General features: G+C 46.1%; 18 protein-coding genes. 10 read left to right on the top strand and 8 right to left on the bottom strand.

Going from position 1 to position 16827, the window contains the following annotated elements:
- The 3 genes from IM475_RS12000 to IM475_RS11990 form a co-directional block, all read right to left on the bottom strand.
- The coding region (locus tag IM475_RS12000; protein ID WP_287727702.1) for a tetratricopeptide repeat protein at positions 1–1439 on the bottom strand (1439 nt) is incomplete at its 3' end.
- Between the two features lie 308 nt (positions 1440–1747).
- Positions 1748–2176 (bottom strand): type II toxin-antitoxin system VapC family toxin, encoded by a 429-nt coding sequence (locus IM475_RS11995; protein ID WP_287727701.1) that lies wholly within the window; start codon positions 2174–2176, stop codon positions 1748–1750.
- A 9-nt stretch (positions 2177–2185) separates the two neighbouring features.
- Positions 2186–2425, bottom strand: a complete 240-nt coding sequence (locus IM475_RS11990) for an antitoxin (protein WP_287727700.1) — start codon at positions 2423–2425, stop codon at positions 2186–2188.
- A gap of 394 nt (positions 2426–2819) precedes the next feature.
- Between IM475_RS11990 and IM475_RS11985 the strand changes: the two genes are divergently transcribed.
- The 3 genes from IM475_RS11985 (at position 2820) to IM475_RS11975 (ending at position 3586) form a co-directional block, all read left to right on the top strand.
- Complete coding sequence (locus tag IM475_RS11985) at positions 2820–3059, top strand: addiction module protein (protein ID WP_149978086.1); 240 nt, start codon at positions 2820–2822, stop codon at positions 3057–3059.
- Positions 3060–3176: 117 nt separating this feature from the next.
- Positions 3177–3371 carry a type II toxin-antitoxin system HicB family antitoxin gene (locus IM475_RS11980; RefSeq protein ID WP_002784633.1) on the top strand — a complete coding sequence of 65 codons (195 nt, stop codon included), beginning with the start codon at positions 3177–3179 and terminating at the stop codon, positions 3369–3371.
- A gap of 2 nt (positions 3372–3373) precedes the next feature.
- On the top strand, positions 3374–3586 hold the full coding sequence (locus IM475_RS11975) for a type II toxin-antitoxin system HicA family toxin (RefSeq protein WP_004268323.1): 213 nt from the start codon (positions 3374–3376) through the stop codon (positions 3584–3586).
- Between the two features lie 39 nt (positions 3587–3625).
- Here the strand turns inward: IM475_RS11975 and IM475_RS11970 are convergent, their stop codons facing one another.
- Together IM475_RS11970 and IM475_RS11965 are read right to left on the bottom strand one after the other, a co-directional pair.
- Positions 3626–4567: a DUF1822 family protein gene (locus IM475_RS11970; RefSeq protein ID WP_287727699.1), complete on the bottom strand. Its 942-nt coding sequence runs from the start codon at positions 4565–4567 to the stop codon at positions 3626–3628.
- A gap of 68 nt (positions 4568–4635) precedes the next feature.
- Entirely contained in the window at positions 4636–5628 is a 993-nt protein-coding gene (locus IM475_RS11965) for a hypothetical protein (RefSeq protein ID WP_287727698.1), read from the bottom strand.
- A 123-nt stretch (positions 5629–5751) separates the two neighbouring features.
- Between IM475_RS11965 and IM475_RS11960 the strand changes: the two genes are divergently transcribed.
- The 4 genes from IM475_RS11960 to IM475_RS11945 all read left to right on the top strand — a co-directional run bounded on the left by IM475_RS11960 (position 5752) and on the right by IM475_RS11945 (position 9683).
- Positions 5752–6705 (top strand): class I SAM-dependent methyltransferase, encoded by a 954-nt coding sequence (locus IM475_RS11960; RefSeq protein WP_287727697.1) that lies wholly within the window; start codon positions 5752–5754, stop codon positions 6703–6705.
- Positions 6706–6764: 59 nt separating this feature from the next.
- Positions 6765–7931, top strand: a complete 1167-nt coding sequence (locus tag IM475_RS11955; protein WP_287727696.1) for a fatty acid desaturase — start codon at positions 6765–6767, stop codon at positions 7929–7931.
- Positions 7932–8157: 226 nt separating this feature from the next.
- Complete coding sequence (locus tag IM475_RS11950) at positions 8158–9144, top strand: quinone oxidoreductase family protein (protein ID WP_287727695.1); 987 nt, start codon at positions 8158–8160, stop codon at positions 9142–9144.
- Between the two features lie 185 nt (positions 9145–9329).
- Entirely contained in the window at positions 9330–9683 is a 354-nt protein-coding gene (locus IM475_RS11945) for a phenylpyruvate tautomerase MIF-related protein (protein WP_287727694.1), read from the top strand.
- A 28-nt stretch (positions 9684–9711) separates the two neighbouring features.
- Here the strand turns inward: IM475_RS11945 and IM475_RS11940 are convergent, their stop codons facing one another.
- The 3 genes from IM475_RS11940 to rimO all read right to left on the bottom strand — a co-directional run bounded on the left by IM475_RS11940 (position 9712) and on the right by rimO (position 13166).
- On the bottom strand, positions 9712–10146 hold the full coding sequence (locus IM475_RS11940) for a DUF4332 domain-containing protein (RefSeq protein WP_287727693.1): 435 nt from the start codon (positions 10144–10146) through the stop codon (positions 9712–9714).
- Between the two features lie 225 nt (positions 10147–10371).
- On the bottom strand, positions 10372–11811 hold the full coding sequence (locus IM475_RS11935) for a DEAD/DEAH box helicase (RefSeq protein WP_287656893.1): 1440 nt from the start codon (positions 11809–11811) through the stop codon (positions 10372–10374).
- A 41-nt stretch (positions 11812–11852) separates the two neighbouring features.
- On the bottom strand, positions 11853–13166 hold the full coding sequence (gene rimO / locus IM475_RS11930; RefSeq protein WP_287727692.1) for a 30S ribosomal protein S12 methylthiotransferase RimO: 1314 nt from the start codon (positions 13164–13166) through the stop codon (positions 11853–11855).
- Between the two features lie 180 nt (positions 13167–13346).
- Here rimO and btpA point away from each other — a divergent pair, with 180 nt between their 5' ends.
- From btpA to IM475_RS11915, 3 genes are all read left to right on the top strand, one after another.
- Positions 13347–14198 (top strand): photosystem I biogenesis protein BtpA, encoded by an 852-nt coding sequence (btpA, locus tag IM475_RS11925; protein ID WP_287656896.1) that lies wholly within the window; start codon positions 13347–13349, stop codon positions 14196–14198.
- Between the two features lie 177 nt (positions 14199–14375).
- Positions 14376–15362 carry a vitamin K epoxide reductase family protein gene (locus tag IM475_RS11920; RefSeq protein ID WP_287727691.1) on the top strand — a complete coding sequence of 329 codons (987 nt, stop codon included), beginning with the start codon at positions 14376–14378 and terminating at the stop codon, positions 15360–15362.
- A 115-nt stretch (positions 15363–15477) separates the two neighbouring features.
- The gene (locus IM475_RS11915) at positions 15478–16689 is read left to right on the top strand and encodes a DNA cytosine methyltransferase (protein ID WP_287727690.1); all 1212 of its coding nucleotides are present in this window, start codon (positions 15478–15480) and stop codon (positions 16687–16689) included.
- Positions 16690–16827 lie beyond the last annotated feature (138 nt).

Here is a 16827-nt window from a genome sequence, read left to right as displayed (position 1 = left end):
AGGGTTAGGGCTAAATCCCTTTCTAATCCCGGTTGGCGGTAAGTTGTGGTGGCTTCGGTGAGGGCAGCGATCGCCCGTTCTAGGTTGGCTACCGGCTCTTGCCCCAGTTGGGCTTGGGTGTCGTAGGCTACGCCCAGATTAGTGAGGGTTAGGGCTAACTCCCTTTCTAATCCGGGTTGGCGGTAAGTTGTGGTGGCTTCGGTATAGGCAGCGATCGCACGTTCTAGGTTGGCTACCGGCTCTTTCCCTAGTTGGGCTTGGGTGAGGTAGGCATTGCCCAGATTAGTGAGGGTTTGGGCTAAATCCCTTTCTAATCCCGGTTGGCGGCGGATGGTGGTGGCTTCGGTGTAGGCAGCGATCGCCCGTTCTAGGTTGGCTACCGGCTCTTGACCCAGTTCGGCTTGGGTGCTGTAGGCAATGCCCAGATTATTGAGGGTAGAGGCTAAATCCCTTTCTAATCCGGGTTGGCGGCTGATGGTGGTGGCTTCGGTGAAGGCGGCGATTGCCTGTTCTAGGTTGGCCACCGGCTCTTTCCCCAGTTGGGCTTGGGTGCCGTAGGCTATGCCCAGATTATTGAGGGTTGTTGCTAACGCCCTTTCTAATCCCGGTTGGCGGCGGATGGTGGTGGCTTCCTTGAGGGCGGCCATCGCCCGTTCTAGGTTGGCTACCGGCTCTTTCCCTAGTTCGGCTTGGGTGCTGTAGGCTATGCCCAGATTAGTGAGGGTTTGGGCTAAATCCCTTTCTAATCCGGGTTGGCGGCGGATGGTGGTGGCTTCGGTGAAGGCGGCGATTGCCCGTTCTAGGTTGGCTACCGGCTCTTTCCCCAGTTGGGCTTGGGTGCGGTAGGCATTGCCCAGATTATTGAGGGTTCCGGCTAAATCCCTTTCTAATCCGGGTTGACGTTCAGTTGCAGCACAAAACTCGTATCCATAGACGGCAATGGCTAGGTTAATGAGTGGATTACCTTTAGGAAATTCATGAAAAGCATCAGCAAAGTAATAGAGTATTGCCGCTAGTCCGTAAGTTTCCTCTGGACTGGCTTGTTCCTTGGTATAATTTCCCCAAGCACGGAGGAGGTTAACTAAGTTTTCATCTAAGAGATGGAGGTTATTGTCAAGCAGGGGATAAATTGCTTGGCGGTTTCCGTCACTTTCCTCGACAGTTTGCAGTAGGGTTTGTAAAAAACTGATGTAGGGGTTTTGGTTATCTCTGGGCGGGTCTAAAATTTGCTCTAACCGTTGCGCCATATTCAGCAACCATCTCCCGTTATTGCTGTCTCCTTGCTGTTCTAAGAAGCCTGCATACTGCTTCATCACAGCGACTAAGCCTGCATCAAGTAATTCCGCATTAGCTTGTAATAGCGCTGGTTTCTGACCATTTTCGCACTGGAGGAGCGCTTGGATTAGGGCTAAGTAAGCTTCTATTCTTGCTTCGTTCATGATTGGTTTTAGTAGTAGTGGTTCTAATTAAATTGAAGATAGATTTTGGGTTCGATCCCCCCTTAGTCCCCCCTTGATAAGGGGGGTGTTGATCCCCCCTTAGTCCCCCCTTGATAAGGGGGGCATCTGATAATTTTTAACGCCTACCTAATCAGATAAGAACTCTTGACAATTAATTATATGTTATAACGAAGTTAAATTAATGATAGATGTGGTGCGTTACGACGGATTGTTAGATTTAAGTTTAAGCAGAGATTATCGCCGTCTAACGCACCCTACATTTTACCATTCTACATTTTTTAATCTGATCAAATTTGACTGATTTTCTCATCATCAATCAACCAATTCTCTAACTTTAAACCAGGAACACGCTCAAATTCACGAATATTTGCGGTAACAAGAGTCAGATCAAGCGCTAGAGAATGAGCAGCAATCAGTAAATCATTTGGACCGATTGGGGTTCCTGCTTGCTCCAAATGTTTACGAATTAGGGCATAGTGCTTATCTACAGTTGATTCTAATGGCAAAACTGTCAAAAACTCAAGGATGCGTTCTAGTTGCTGTACCAGACGGTAGGAAGCAGTTTTAACCACGCCAAATCTTAATTCACACGCCACAATGATGCTCGTACAAACGCTTTCTTCGCCCACATCTACAATATGCCGGAAAACCTGACCTTGAGGATACTTGATCAAATTTGACAGAATGTTAGTATCAAGAAGATATTGATAGGTCATTGGGTGGTACTAAAATGTGATGTCATCAAGGGAAAGCAACCCTTCATCTATATCAGGAAAATTGTCTGTAATGTCTGGCAAAGTAGTCAGCAAAGAAAGTAGAGAACCGGAAGAAATCGGCTCAATGATTAAGCGATGACCTTCTTTGCGTAACAAAACCTCTGTGCTTGATAAGGCAAGTTCAGGAGGAATATTTAAGACTTGCTCTTGTCCACTTGTTAGTAAAGAAACCTGACGTAAGTTTTGCATCTGTTGACCTCTTTGTTAATGATCACCTTACTATTTTATAACAGGGAACAGGGAACAGTAGTAGTAGGGTGCGCCCTTCGATAGCGTAACGCACCAAATAAATTAATGATAGGTGTGGTGCGTTACGACGGATCGTTAGATGATTGAGTAGGGGCGAAGCATTCGGACAATAACCTATTGCTGAAACCCTAGATTTCCTATCCGAATGCTTCGCCCGTACCCTGAATTTTTCTCTAGCAAACTCAATTCTAGTCTAATTATAGTGGGGTGCGATCTTCGATAGCGTAACGCACTGCCCATAGCAGATTAATTAAAGATTTATCAAAAAAGAACTAACTTAGTCGATTTTGCTGTAGAATGATAATACTTAGAGTTTATTATTCTGCGACGGGCTATGGTATCAATTGAGCAACTGACAGAAGAGATATTGTCCTTACCTAGTGTATCAAGGGCGCTGCTTGCAGACAAGTTGGTAGAAAGCTTAGAATTCGATACCGATTCAACAATTCAGGCAGTTTGGGTGACTGAAGCAAAAAGACGAAGAGGCGAGGTTCGGGATGGCTCTGTGCAGCCAATTTCGGGGGAAGAAGCTCTGGCTCAAGTTAGACGACTGATTGAGCCATATATCAGATGATTCAGGTTATACCTGGCAAAAGTAAAACCTGAGAGGGTTTCAGAGATTGTAAATATCCTAACTGCTTTGGCGGTTGTTATAATTACAAATGATAATAGTCAAAATTAAAAGGTAAGTATGCGCTATAAAGTAAGGTTACAAGAGAGCGAGGAAGGATATGCGATATGGTGTCCAAGTTTACCGGGGTGCTGGTCACAAGGGGAAACTAAAGAGGAAGCTTTAGAAAATATCAAGGATGCCATTCAACTCTACTTAGAGACAGTCGAAGAACTAAATAAAGATGACGAATCTCTTTATGTAGAAGTTGGATAATTATGCCAAAACTTCCAGGAATAAATCATTTAAGAGCAATTCAGGCCTTAGAAAAAGCAGGTTTTCAAGTCATTAGACAAGGTAAACATATTACGATGGCGAATGGGAAGCGTATTATTGTCATTCCTAGAGCCAATCCGGTTAATGCTTATACTATGGCTGGAATTGTTAACGATGCTGGATTGACCATTGAAGAATTTAAAAAGCTTTTATAGCTTTTCGACAATTATTTTAATACTTTTCATAATTATTTTTTAAACAAATTTTCCCAATTCATCAAGCAAATCCATCGCCACCTCTAGCCAGTCCACCGCACCCTCTGAAGACGGCTCAGGCGTTGCTTCCCTTACCCCTTCCGGACGCGAGACTAAGGGTTTAAAATTCTCATGATTCTCGTTGGCCTTCTCTTCTAAAAACTCCTTTAATAGCGTCGGACGCTCATAGTCCTGCCGATAGTCCCAGACCCAGTTTAACACTGTGATTACCTCCGCTCGCTGTTCCGCTGACCAGCCTTGTTTATCGATATACTGCGCCATGATTTGCTGACAGTTTTCCCACCGACGGTAAGCCTCCCACAGCGCCGATATAGGTTTCCTCATCGCCAAGGACACCGCACCGCCTTCTGGGAAATCCTGACGCAGGTCGGAACTCAACAGAACCCCAGTTAACCAAGCTCCCCCTTCCCCTAACTCGACTAAAATATAGGCTAGGGTTGCCGGATTTAGGTCAATTTCGACCCTAACTTGGCTTAAATCCAACGGTTCTCCATCAGAGTCTTGAGGAATCAATACAGCTTCCAGTTTACCTAGCTTGGGTAGCACCACATCTGCTGTTGGATTGAGTAGTTGTAGCACCGCTTGAGCGTAGTCAGCCGCCGCCGCATCTACCTCTATCCCATGCCCTTCTAAATAATATGTCAGCACCGCCGCCGCTAAGGTGTTCTGACGAATCAATTCCCCAAAGCTGGGATTAGGGTGAGCCAGGGCCAGTTTATTGGCTTGCTGTTGAGCCGCTGCGTCCCAGGGAACCCAAACAGAAGAGGATGCTTGTCCGGTGCTGTCCTCCTCCTCCGTTGTGTCTGCGATCGCTAACCACGCCTGAAACTCAGGATCGTTTTCTAGTTCGTCATCGTCAATCCAGTCCTCTAGGGGATTGAGAGGCTCATTGACATCTGAGGTTGAGGTAGAGATAGACATAATTTTCTAGGAGGGAACGGGGACATTAGAAAAGGAGTTTATTCGAGAAACCGTTTTCTGGGTTAACTTCAGTCTTCCGAGAGAAGATCTTCTGCGGAAAAATGTTTTTGGAGCCAAGGACAACACTTGTCATTATAGAACCGGCGAATTGTGGTGTCGTCGCACCCCCACTGTTCTGCCATTTCCTCCCAAGGGACGGATTCTGGGGGTAAGAGATTTAAGATCACCAGTTGGGCGTTAATGTGCCTTAATGCTTTGCTTCGGGGCTGAATCTGTTGGAGTTCTCTAGCACAGGGACCCTCCACTGCTTCTCTGATATTCTCCCACCACGCTTGAGACGGCTTAGACTTAATGTTATCTAAAGGATCATTCGCCCTCAAGCGTTGCTCTTGGGCTTTTCTGATAGCTACTCCCTCCAGGGCGTGATAGAGGCGTGTTCCTAGCCACCCTTTAACGGTACACTGTCCACTCTGTTGTCGGTAATGGGGATTAAAGACAGAATCCTTACCTCTGGGGGTTGGTTGGCCTTTGAAGCTCAGGCCAAGATCATCCCACACCTGGAATTGCGCTTGATTAATGTCCTCTTGCTCAAGTTCCTGTTTATGTTTGGCACTAATCTTCCCTTGAATCCAGGGAGCGGAGATCCAGTTTTTGATTTTAGGATCTAACTTCCTGCCAATGTCATCCTTAAGGATATGCCAGAGGCGATCGAGTTGCTGCCAAGTTGGGGTATCCTTTGCCCGATAGTAAGGAGATTCAGGTATGACGCACTCATTGCTACTAGGATGACGGTTATCGAGGACAATCCGCACAAGAGCGCATAAGGGGAGGAGAATCTCTAGCGGTGGGCTGGTTAGCGCCCTTGGGGAGTTGAGAAATTGAATAATGCTATCTATAGATTCATAAAAGCGCTTTTCCCCTTGCAACCACTGCTCACTCCCTGAGGGGAGAAAGTTAGAGTCATTTTCTTCAAGGGGTTTGCCGGTTTCCGGCACAACATTACGGAGTCGTAGCCGCCAGTAGGTTGCCACCTTGACTAGGGGAATAAGCTCGTCGTTCACGGCATTGTCTTTTCCTTAAAATTATTTTTCCCACAACTGCAAAAAAAAATCTCGTGGCTCCCATGAGTAAGTGAGCGGACGAAAAGCCGCAATAACTTAATTTAGCAAACGGAGTTATGACTCATGGCAGCAACTACAGCAATTTTAGCACCCTCGAAGCCGGATTTTTCCTCGATCGGAACTGAGCAAAAATCATTATTCGATTGGGTTATCAATCCCCAAGCCCTGTATGATCGTTTCGGATCTTCGTCTCAGGCATGGACGAGCCAGAATGAATTTGGCACTGAAGGACGCGGCGAAGACTATTTGGAGAGCATTCGGCTGTTTCCCGACGTTCGGTGCGAAGGAACCCTTGATTTATTGAGGCTGACTCACCCCCAAGGCTCCCTGCAATTTCAGCAGAACTATGTTATCGCTGATCTTCTCGCTGGCGATGGCTATATCGAAGAAACGTCGAAAAGGCATCTATCTTCGGCACCCCTTTTCATCAATTCTGATAGTTCTCCCTTCATGGTGGAGAAGTGTCGTAAGAAGGGGATGTTCGCCATTTGTCAATTCGCTCAAGACGCTTTTTGGCTGAAAAATCAGTCAGTCGATGCCACAATTTTTGCTTATGGCACGCACCACATTGATCGGGTCTTTCGGAGTCAAGCTGCGAAAGAAGGAGCGCGGATTTTAAAATCTGGTGGACGTTGGGTCCTCCATGATTTTGAGGAAGATGGCCCGATGGCTCGCTTTTTTGGCCAGGTAGTGAATGAATACGGCAAGACGCGCCACGATTACCCGCATTTTACCCGTCAGGAGATGCTTAATCTTGCTCAAGATGCAGGGCTTTCTGATATTGCGATCGAATATATTGCCGATCCTTTTGTGGTCCAGGCCCCCTCGAAACTTGCCGCCAAGCGTTTGCTTTGCAACTACGTTATCAAGATGTACGGACTGAGCGGTTTAGAGAATGAACTTGATTTCACTTTTCACCTGCTCGAACAGTATTTTAGCGTGAATTTAACTGAAAATCTCTCTGGCTATGAAGCTCGACTCATTCGCAATGCTTTAGTTTGCCACGGGACTAAATAGTTGATTCGCCCCCTGACTTCTCCAGGGGGCTTGCTCACTCACCCATCCTAGAAATATTTATGACTGACAATCTGACTTTTAATCAAGCGCCAACTGTGCGCGATTCTTTGCCTTCGCCGAATCGGTCGGGAGTAAGGAAAGAAATGGAGGCTTTACCCAAAGTTCTTCAGCCATTTTTAACCTGGGTTGTCGGTGTCCCCGCTACCGATGAGACTCTACCTCAACCCAGACCGCGCCGCTATTTAGCCAAGGTTTGCGGTTTACTGTTGCTGGGGATTTCCCTCAGTTGTTGGGCTTTAGCCCTTCAAGGGTGGGGTTATCTATGGTTGATTGTCGGTTGGAGTCTCACTGTTTCCGCCTCTCGACAACTGCAAGTGGTCATCGTTCACCATTGCGCCCACTCTAATTTCACAGGTGATCGATTCTTCGATCAATACCTTGGACGGTGGATTTCCGCCTTAATGTTGATTCTCAGCTTCGATCAATATCGAATCCGCCATCGTAAACATCATCAAGATCCCTTGCTTGATGATGATGAGACAGTGGAAGCGCTTCGTCTTCGGGCGGGAATCCATCCTGGTTTGAGTCGAGAAGCCCTATGGCGACGGATGATCATTGGTTTGTTTTCCCCTCTCTTTCATGGCCGTTTCTGGATTGATCGAGTACGCTCAAGCCTATTTTCGAGCGATCGCGCCCATCAACTACGCAGTGGGTTAGTGGTCTTGGCCCAGTTAGGTTTGGTCGGGTTCGGTCAATGGTGGCTCGCCTACGGGGTGGCTTGGCTGTTCCCTGTGATCGTGTTGCATCAGATGAGTACCTTAATCCGCCAATGTTCAGAACACCTTCACCCCGCGCCGGAGGCGGATTTGAAAAAGGGGAAGCGTTATTATGCCCGTGCAACGGTGGGGATATTTTTGGGAGATCCTCTACCCAGGGCGGATCAACCCTTTGGCTCTAAATTCTGGCAATGGTGCGTTTGGTGGTTGAGGTTAGGGATGCTCTATGTTCCGATTCGCTTGCTGATTCTAGTGGGGGATACCAGTTGCCACGATTATCATCACCGTCACCCCGGTGTCGATCAGTGGCTCAATGCGGCGATCGCCCGACAACGGGATGTGGACGCGCATCATCCGGGCTGGCCAGTACCCTATCAAGAAGTATATGGGCTATGGCGGGCGATCGATCTATCGTTTACAAGTTTGAGCCTAATGTCAGTGCAAGAGTAAGCCATAGAACATTTGTATTAGTAATTGAGGCAAGGAAACGGGCAACAGGCAACAGGCAAGAGTAAGGGTTTTCGCTTGTTTTTCCAATTTTGACAATATCAATATGGAGTTTAAATCCACAACAGCTTACTTGTTATTTACTTTTGCCCGTTGCCTATCCCCAATTCATCATTCCCAATTCCCAATTCATAATTCATAATTCATAATTCCCCAAGGAGTTGACATCATGTTGTGTATAGTAGTTGAAAAATACGGACCCCCCGACCAGCTTCAATTGCAAATCCTGCCAACGCCGACGGTAGAACCTAATCAAGTCTTGGTCAAGGTGAAGTATGCTGGAGTTAATTTTGTCGATATCTACGAACGCTCTGGGGTCTATTCTACGCCTCTGCCTTTGATTCCAGGAAAGGAGGGCGTTGGCGAGATTGTGGCCATGGGTTCTGGGGTCAAAGCCTTCCATATCGGGCAACGGGTAGGATTTCCCTATGTGGAACAGGGAGCTTATGGGGAATATATCGCCCTATGCGCCGATGGGTTAGTGTCGTTACCAGAGTCTATCTCCGATGAAGTAGCGGCATCCGTTTTGTTGCAGGGACTGACTGCCTTGTTTCTCTCCCATGAGACTTTCCCTCTCAATCAACAACATACGGCGCTGATTCATGCCGCCGCTGGTGGAGTGGGTTTTCTGTTGGTTCAAATGGCAAAGTTGCGGGGAGCGAGGGTGATTGGTACTGTTTCTTCGGCAGCCAAGGCTCTGCTGGCGTTTCAGGCTGGCGCTGACAAGGTGATTCGATACGACCGCGAGAATTTTGTCGATGGGGTGATGGATTTCACTGCGGGTCAAGGGGTTGACGTGGTGTATGACTCCGTGGGTCTGAGAACCTTTGAAGATAGCTTAAAAGCCTTAAAAAATCGCGGTTTGCTGGTTGCTTGTGGGCAAGCGAGTGGAGAAGTGCCGCCGGTAGCCTTGAATCGTCTGCTAGGGTGTCGCACTTCTGAGCGAGGCTCTTTTTATTTGACTCGCCCGGTCATTCGCCATTATATTTCCGATCCCATGGCTTTGAACCAACAGGCATCTTTATTTTTTGACTATTTAAGCTTAGGAAAGATTCAGCCTCCCTGTTATCAAATCTATTCTTTAGAGCAAGCAAAAGAAGCCCATTACGCCTTAGAAAGTCGGCAGGTTACGGGGAAGTTACTACTGAAGAGTTAAGCAATTGATACTAAATCTAGTTGTGATCCCCCACTTTTGTGTATATTGTTGACATTTGAGTTGTGGACAGTTGAAAGCACAATGGGTAATATAGCAGTTATCTTAATGGTGAGGTACGAAGTCTCTGGTTTTAGGGAACAGGCAACACTGTTATATTATAGAAAAATATTTCTGAGATTTTTCCTATGCCTCTAATTAAAATTCAAACTTCTGTCACCTCCCTCGATGATGAGACGGTTAATCAACTTTTGCAGAGTCTTTCGGCTAAATTAGCTAAACATCTGGGAAAACCCGAATCCTATGTGATGACAGCTTTAGAATCGGGGATAAAAATGACTTTTGCTGGCACTTTTGAGCCGGTTTGTTATATGGAGATTAAAAGTGTTGGTTCTATTTCCGCCGCTCAAACTAAAAGCATGAGTAGTGATTTTTGTCAAGAAATTGAGGCTTATTTAGGAATACCGAAAAATCGCATTTATCTAGAATTTGCCGAGGCGAAAGGTGATCTTTGGGGATGGAATGGCAGTACTTTTGGTTAATTTATGCCAAAATTATCGGAGATAGGGCTTATTTTAACTCTCTGGTTAAGATTTTCGCCTGTTCAATCCAAGCTAACATCACCGCAATATCGGGACATAAATCGCGTCTTTGCAGATTAGCCACCTGAAAGCGGAGAATCTGTCGATGCAATTGCTGAATTGATGCCTGTGCCAATTGCGGGATGGAAGCAACACCAGCATGAACCAGTAAACCGCAGTATTGACAACCCACGGCGGGAATTGAGGCTAATTCCGCCATTGCCACCCACTTATTAATATGTTTAGCCTGAATTTGCATTCTTACCGCTAATTTTTCCTTACCCAATTGCGGACGAACTTTTTGCAAAAGTTGTGCGGTGGTGTCGATACCGCAATCCTTTAATTTTTGGCAATCTTGGTCACTTAACCCCGGCAAATGTTCAATTAACCAGCTTTGCCTGTGGATAAGTTGCGATCGATTCATCGAAATTATTAACTATTGATAAGTAGATTATAGCAGTTATCTTCAGGCCCAGATTAGCTGGTCGATGTCTGGTGAGAATCGCTCCCCCTAGCTTCGGTATCCCCTTTTTTAAGGGGAAAAGGGAGGAATTTGACGTGTAGTTTTTATGAATTGTACACAGAAAAAAAGTTGATAGAACCAAAACGGTCTATCAACTCTTAAAATTATCTATTCAAGAACTAAAAATTAACGTTCTTGAAAGACGATTTTTTTGTCCAGGGAAGGACGGTTATTCGACTTAGAGGGATACTTATTACCACCACTGCGGGGAGTTTTATTAATCACCGGTTTACTGCTGGCCGCTGCGGGAACTTCCCAATCGGTTTTCATCCACTGGGGACAATTTTGATCGTAGATCATTTGCAGGGCAGCCGCCGCGATCGCTTGTGGATCGTATTCTTCACTTAAATCCCGCACTAAAGGCAAGAAAGAAGCCATACGTTCCCCCGATAAAGCCTCTTTTAGCTGATTTTGCAGCTTGGCCAGGCGTTTTGCTTCCACTTCGGTGCGACTAGGAATGGGACTAGATTCCAGACGTTGACGCAAACGCTGTTCAATCTGACGTAATAAACGCCGATCGATCGGTTCTACTAAAGATATAGCAGTTCCCGTTTTACCGGCGCGGCCCGTGCGACCAATGCGGTGAATATAGGTTTCGGCATTATCCGGCAGATCATAGTTAATAACGTGGCTGAGATTTTCCACATCTAGACCGCGGGCCGCGATATCCGTGGCTACCACCAATTTAATTTTGCCCTCGCGGAAACGTTGCACCAGTCGTTCCCGTTGCACTTGGCTTAAGTTACCGTGGTATTCATCCACCGTTTGCCCCGCTTCTTGCAGTTTGCTGGTTAATTCGGCCGCGGTTTGCTTGGTGCGGACGAAAATAATCGCCGATTCTAGGGGTTCGATCTCTAACAGGGGTTGCAGGACTTTTAATTTCGTCCAACCGCGAGGGATCAGATAAATTTTCTGCTCGATCTTAGCAGGAGCGGCCTGGGGTTGAGAAACCGTCACAGAAATGGGAGATTTCAAGAAATTAGCGATTAAATCGCGGATTTCCCGGGGCATAGTGGCCGAGAAACAGGCGGTTTGACGGGTGGAGGGGGATGCTTGCAGAATTTTCTTCACATCATCAATAAAACCCATACTGAGCATTTCGTCCGCTTCATCGAGGACTACCCAGTTTAGGGATTCTAGATGGAGTTTTTTGCGATCGAGTAGATCGATTACCCGGCCGGGAGTCCCGACCACAATCTGGACACCTTTTTCCAGACTGCGGATCTGACGTTCCATGGATTGACCACCACAGACTGTCAGGATAAAGAGACGACGGTCATCAGAGAAATCTTTGATGGCGCTGGCTACCTGTTGGGCTAATTCCCGGGTGGGGGTGAGGATTAAAGCTTGAACGTTAGGATTTTTGGTGTCCATGCGTTCCAGTAAAGGCAGGGAATAGGCGGCGGTTTTGCCGGTTCCCGTTTGTGACATTCCTACCATGTCATGCCCTTCTAGAAGGAGAGGGATGGCTTTGGTTTGAATTTCGGTGGGGGTGGTGAATCCAAGCGTTTCTAGGTGTTGAAGACGGCTATCGGATAAACCTAAATTGTTGAAACCAGTGGTCATAGGGATTGTTTTGTGGGAATTGAATAAGAAAAATGGAAAAATTAGACTATTTCGCCGTAGAGATCGTAGGTATCGGCCGCAGTGATTCGGACCTGTACGATCGCACCTAGAATCGCCTCCCCTGTCACATAAACCAAGCCATCCACTTCCGGGGAAAAACGAGCGGAACGCCCGATTAATTCTCCCGTTTCCGGGTTTTCCTGTTCGATGAGAACATCGACAGTTTGACCGATATAAGCTTGATTTTTGCGTTCCGAGATTGGTTGCTGAGTTAACATCAACCTTTCGCGGCGTTCGTCCATAATTGCCTGTGGCACTGGATCGGGCAGGTCAAAAGCGGCTGTACCTTCTTCGGCGGAGAAGGTAAACACCCCGACGTGATCGAACTCATGACGCTTGACAAATTCCAGCAGATGGCTGAAATGTTCCTCGGTTTCTCCGGGGAAACCGACGATAAAAGTCGTTCGTAAAACCGCGTTCGGGATAGCTTGCTTGATCCGCTCGATAATGCCATCGTTGACTCGTCCTTGCCAGGGACGGTTCATCCCCCGCAGGATGTCGGGATGGGAATGCTGTAGCGGCAAGTCTAGATAGGGTAAAACATTCGGGGTCTCTCGGATCGCCTCGATAACCTTTGGCGTTAACCCGGTCGGGTAAGCGTAGTGAACGCGAATCCAAGGTATATCGACTTCTCCCAGCGCTCGCAAGAGTTCCGCTAATTTGGGTTCGCCATATAAGTCTAACCCATAATTGGTTGTTATTTGCGAAATGAGAATTAATTCTTGGACCCCTTGGCTGGCCAATTGTCGCGCTTCGGCCACAATGGACTCGATCGAACGGGATCTTTGATCACCGCGCAGCTGGGGAATAATACAGAAAGCACAGCGATAATCGCAGCCTTCGGCCACCCGCAGATAGGCGACTCCCTCGCTGGTGGTGCGATAACGGGGCAGATTTTCGTCGGCGATAAAAGTGGGATCGGTGCTGACTTCTTTGACTCGTTCTCCCGTCTCTACCCGTGCCACGATCTCGACAATTTTCTGATAATCCCCTGTGCCGACAATGGCCACGGCTTCCGGCAATTCCGTCAGGAGTTCATCTTGGAAATGTTGGGCCATACAGCCGGAGATAATAATTTTTTTATTAGCTTCCGCCAGTTCCACGAGGGTGCGAACGGATTCTTCTCTAGCTGCTTGAATGAAACTACAGGTATTAACGATAACGTAATCGGCCAACTCCTCGTCATTATCTACGGGATAGCCGGCCTTGGCCAGCAGTCCTAACATATGCTCGGAGTCGATCCGGTTTTTCTCACAGCCTAGGTGTGAGATAGCGATGGTTGGCTTATTGCCCATGCGATCGAGTATCAACCAAATCTTAAACTTATTTAATGTTAAGACATTTTAACGGATTCCGGACTTGATAAAATCATTAGCAGTTAAAATAATTTCCCCCCGGTGGCCCGTGGCTAGGCCTTCACCCTGTTAAAATGGGTGGGCGGCGCATGGTTGGGTACGCTAAGAGTAGTAGACGCTGTGAACTTAATTGCAACTTTCAAGACAAAAAACCCGATTATTGGCGTGGTTCATCTCGCCCCCCTGCCCACTTCCCCCCGTTGGGGTGGTAGTCTCAAGACGGTGATCGAGCGGGCTGAACAGGAGGCGACGGCTTTGGCTGCCGGTGGTGTTGATGGTTTGATTATCGAGAATTTTTTTGATGCCCCCTTTACTAAGCAACAGGTGGATCCAGCCGTGGTTAGTGCCATGACTTTAATTGTTGATCGCATTAAAAATCTGGTGGTCTTACCGATTGGTCTTAATGTTCTCCGCAATGATGCCCATAGTGCCTTAGCGATCGCTACCTGTGTCAATGCCCAATTTATTCGGGTTAATGTGCTAACGGGGGTTATGGCTACCGATCAGGGCATTATTGAGGGTCAGGCCCACGAACTTCTGCGTTATCGGCGCGAATTGGGGTCTGAGGTCAAAATTTTAGCGGATGTTTTGGTTAAACACGGCCGCCCCTTGGGAACCCCTAATCTGACTACAGCAGTTCAAGATACGATCGAACGGGGACTAGCAGACGGGGTGATCCTCTCTGGTTGGGCTACCGGTAGCCCCCCCAGTTTTGAGGATTTGGAACTGGCAGTGGCGGCGGCCAAGGGAACACCGGTTTTTATCGGCAGCGGGGCTGATTTGGACAATATCGGGCGGTTGCTGCCGGCTGCCGATGGGGTGATCGTGGCTAGTTCCCTCAAGCGTCATGGCAAAATTACTGAACCGGTGGATCCGATCCGGGTGTCGCAATTTGTGGAAACGGCACGCCTGATCAACGATCAAAAGGCAAAAATTAATAATTCTCTCCCTTCTTTGCCCCTGTCCACATAACCCCTTGCTAGAATGGCGGATAGTTTCAGGGGATAGCTATCCTAAGTTTTTAGGAATTGAAAACGTCCTAATTAACACAATATGGTTAGGGAATTTTTCCTTTCAACAAAGTACATTTAGATTTCTCTCCTGACTCCTGACTCCTGAATTCTGCTGTAATTTAATCTAAATAATATTATGCGTCGTCGTTCTGTACCTTGGATTCATCGCTACTCCCGGCCCCTAATTGGGGGCGTTTCGATCGTGGGGGCGATTCTGACCGGCTATTTAACCATTACCAAACTGACGGGAGGGACTGCAGCCTGTACCGCCGGGGCTAGTGATGGGGCTGGTTGTAGTGGTGTTCTTAATAGTCCCTACGCTACGGTTTTCGGGCTGCCCTTGAGTTTGTTCGGTTTTTTGGCCTATATTGCCATGGCGGTTTTTGCCCTCAGTCCTCTATTTATTAATGGGGAAACTCAGAAAAATCTCCGCAAAAGTTTAGAAAATAATACCTGGTTATTGCTGTTAGCGGGGGCGACAGCGATGGCGGTATTTAGTGGTTATTTAATGTATATTCTAGCCACGGACTTAAAAGAATTGTGTCCCTACTGCATCACTTCGGCTTTGTTCGCTTTAACCTTATTAATTCTCACAATTGTCGGTCGCGAATGGGAAAGTTTAGGACAAATTATACTGCCGATGGTTGTAGTGGCCATGATTACTTTTGTGGGAACTTTAGCGGTTTATGCGGGAGTAAATTCCCCGACGGTGGCAGGAGGAAAAGAAGAAATTACCCGGCCAATGACAGCGGCTACACCCCCCTACGGTTGGGAAGTAACCACGGTTTCGGGAGAGGCAGAAATCGCCCTGGCTCAACATTTAAAAGCAATTGGTGCGAAAGAATACGGGGCTTTTTGGTGTCCCCACTGTTACGATCAAAAACAGTTATTTGGTAAGGAAGCGGGAGAAATCCTCAAAAAAGAAGGGGTTTATATCGAATGCAATCCTCAAGGGGTTAATGGTAATCCCCAAGCTTGTCGCGATGCCGGAATTAAAGGTTTCCCCACTTGGATTATTAAGGGTCAAGAATATTCGGGAACCCAAAGATTAGAGAAATTAGCGGAGGTTTCTGGTTATACCGGCCCGATGAATTTTAAATATACAGTTCCGGGACGTAAGTAGGAAAGAGTTAAAATTTATACTGGAGGCTGAACAAGGTTCAGCCTTTATTGTTGTTTATTAAGTTTAGCTACTTTGATTTATAATAAAAACGTAGATAAGTTGCTAATTATTGGTTATGACTCAGGTAAATCTACAAAAAGCCGCTAATATTCTCGGTGTAACTACCGCAGAAATACTAACATGGCAAAAGAAAAAATTAATCAAAGGTCAGAAAATTAATCAAGTTGATTGGCTATTTGATCTCGATCAATTAACCAATCTTAAAAATAACCAATCCCCCAGAGAATTGAAAATTTTACAAACTGTTGAGCCAACTAATTACACGGTTATCGAATTATTTGCTGGCTGTGGTGGTATGGCTTTAGGTTTAGAAAATGCGGGACTAAAAACGCAATTACTGGTGGAAATTAATCAAGATTGTGTTAATACTTTAAGACTCAATCGACCGCAATGGAATGTTATAAATCAAGACATAAAAAAGATTAAATTTTCTGATTTTAGAGACAAAATAGATGTTGTAGCTGGAGGTTTTCCCTGCCAACCTTTTAGTTATGCTGGGTTAGGGAAAGGATTAGAAGACTTGAGAGGGAGCTTATTTTTTGAGTTTGCTCGTTGTTTACAGGAAGTGCAACCTAAAATCGCTATAGCCGAAAATGTTCGAGGATTATTAAGCAATAAAAAAGGAGAAACCCTGCAATTAATGCTGGAAGCTTTACAGGAAATCGGTTATTATGCGGCTTATCAAGTTTTATCGGCTCAATTTCTCGATGTTCCTCAAAAAAGAGAAAGATTAATTATTATTGCCACCCGTCAAGACCTAAATATTAAACCCATTTTTCCCCAATATAAAAACTATACTATTTCTCTGAAAAAAGCTCTAGAGAATTGTCCAAGTTCTCCAGGAGTAGAATATAAAGAAAGAAAAAAAGAGATTATGTCCTTAGTTCCCGCAGGAGGAAATTGGCGAAATTTACCGATGGATATTCAAAAAGAATATATGAAAAATAGTCTCAAAAATCACGGCGGACGGACAGGATATGCTAAAAGATTATCTTGGGATGAACCGGCTTTAACTATTACCTGTAGTCCGGCACAAACCCAAACAGAAAGATGCCATCCCCAAGAAACTCGTCCTTTGACTGTGAGAGAATATGCACGAGTGCAGTCCTTTCCCGATGATTGGCAATTTACCGGTAATTTAACCTCTCAATATCGACAGATTGGTAACGCGGTTCCCGTGAATATGGCCTATCATCTTGGTGGCTGTTTAATTAATATGTTGCCAGGGGATTATTTCGGGGAAACACAGCCAAAAACTGAACAGTAGAACTCTTGCAAATTAATTATATGTTATAATGATTGGTTAACTAATTTTCCCCAAAAAATTAGTTAATCAGTACATTCGTCCTGAATGAAAACTTGAAGTTTAACTTTTAACTCAAAACTCTTTAGAGCTGCTTTAATT

Source organism: Microcystis sp. M061S2 (assembly GCF_020245605.1).
GTDB lineage: Bacteria > Cyanobacteriota > Cyanobacteriia > Cyanobacteriales > Microcystaceae > Microcystis.
This window is presented reverse-complemented; position numbering and strand designations above follow the sequence as displayed.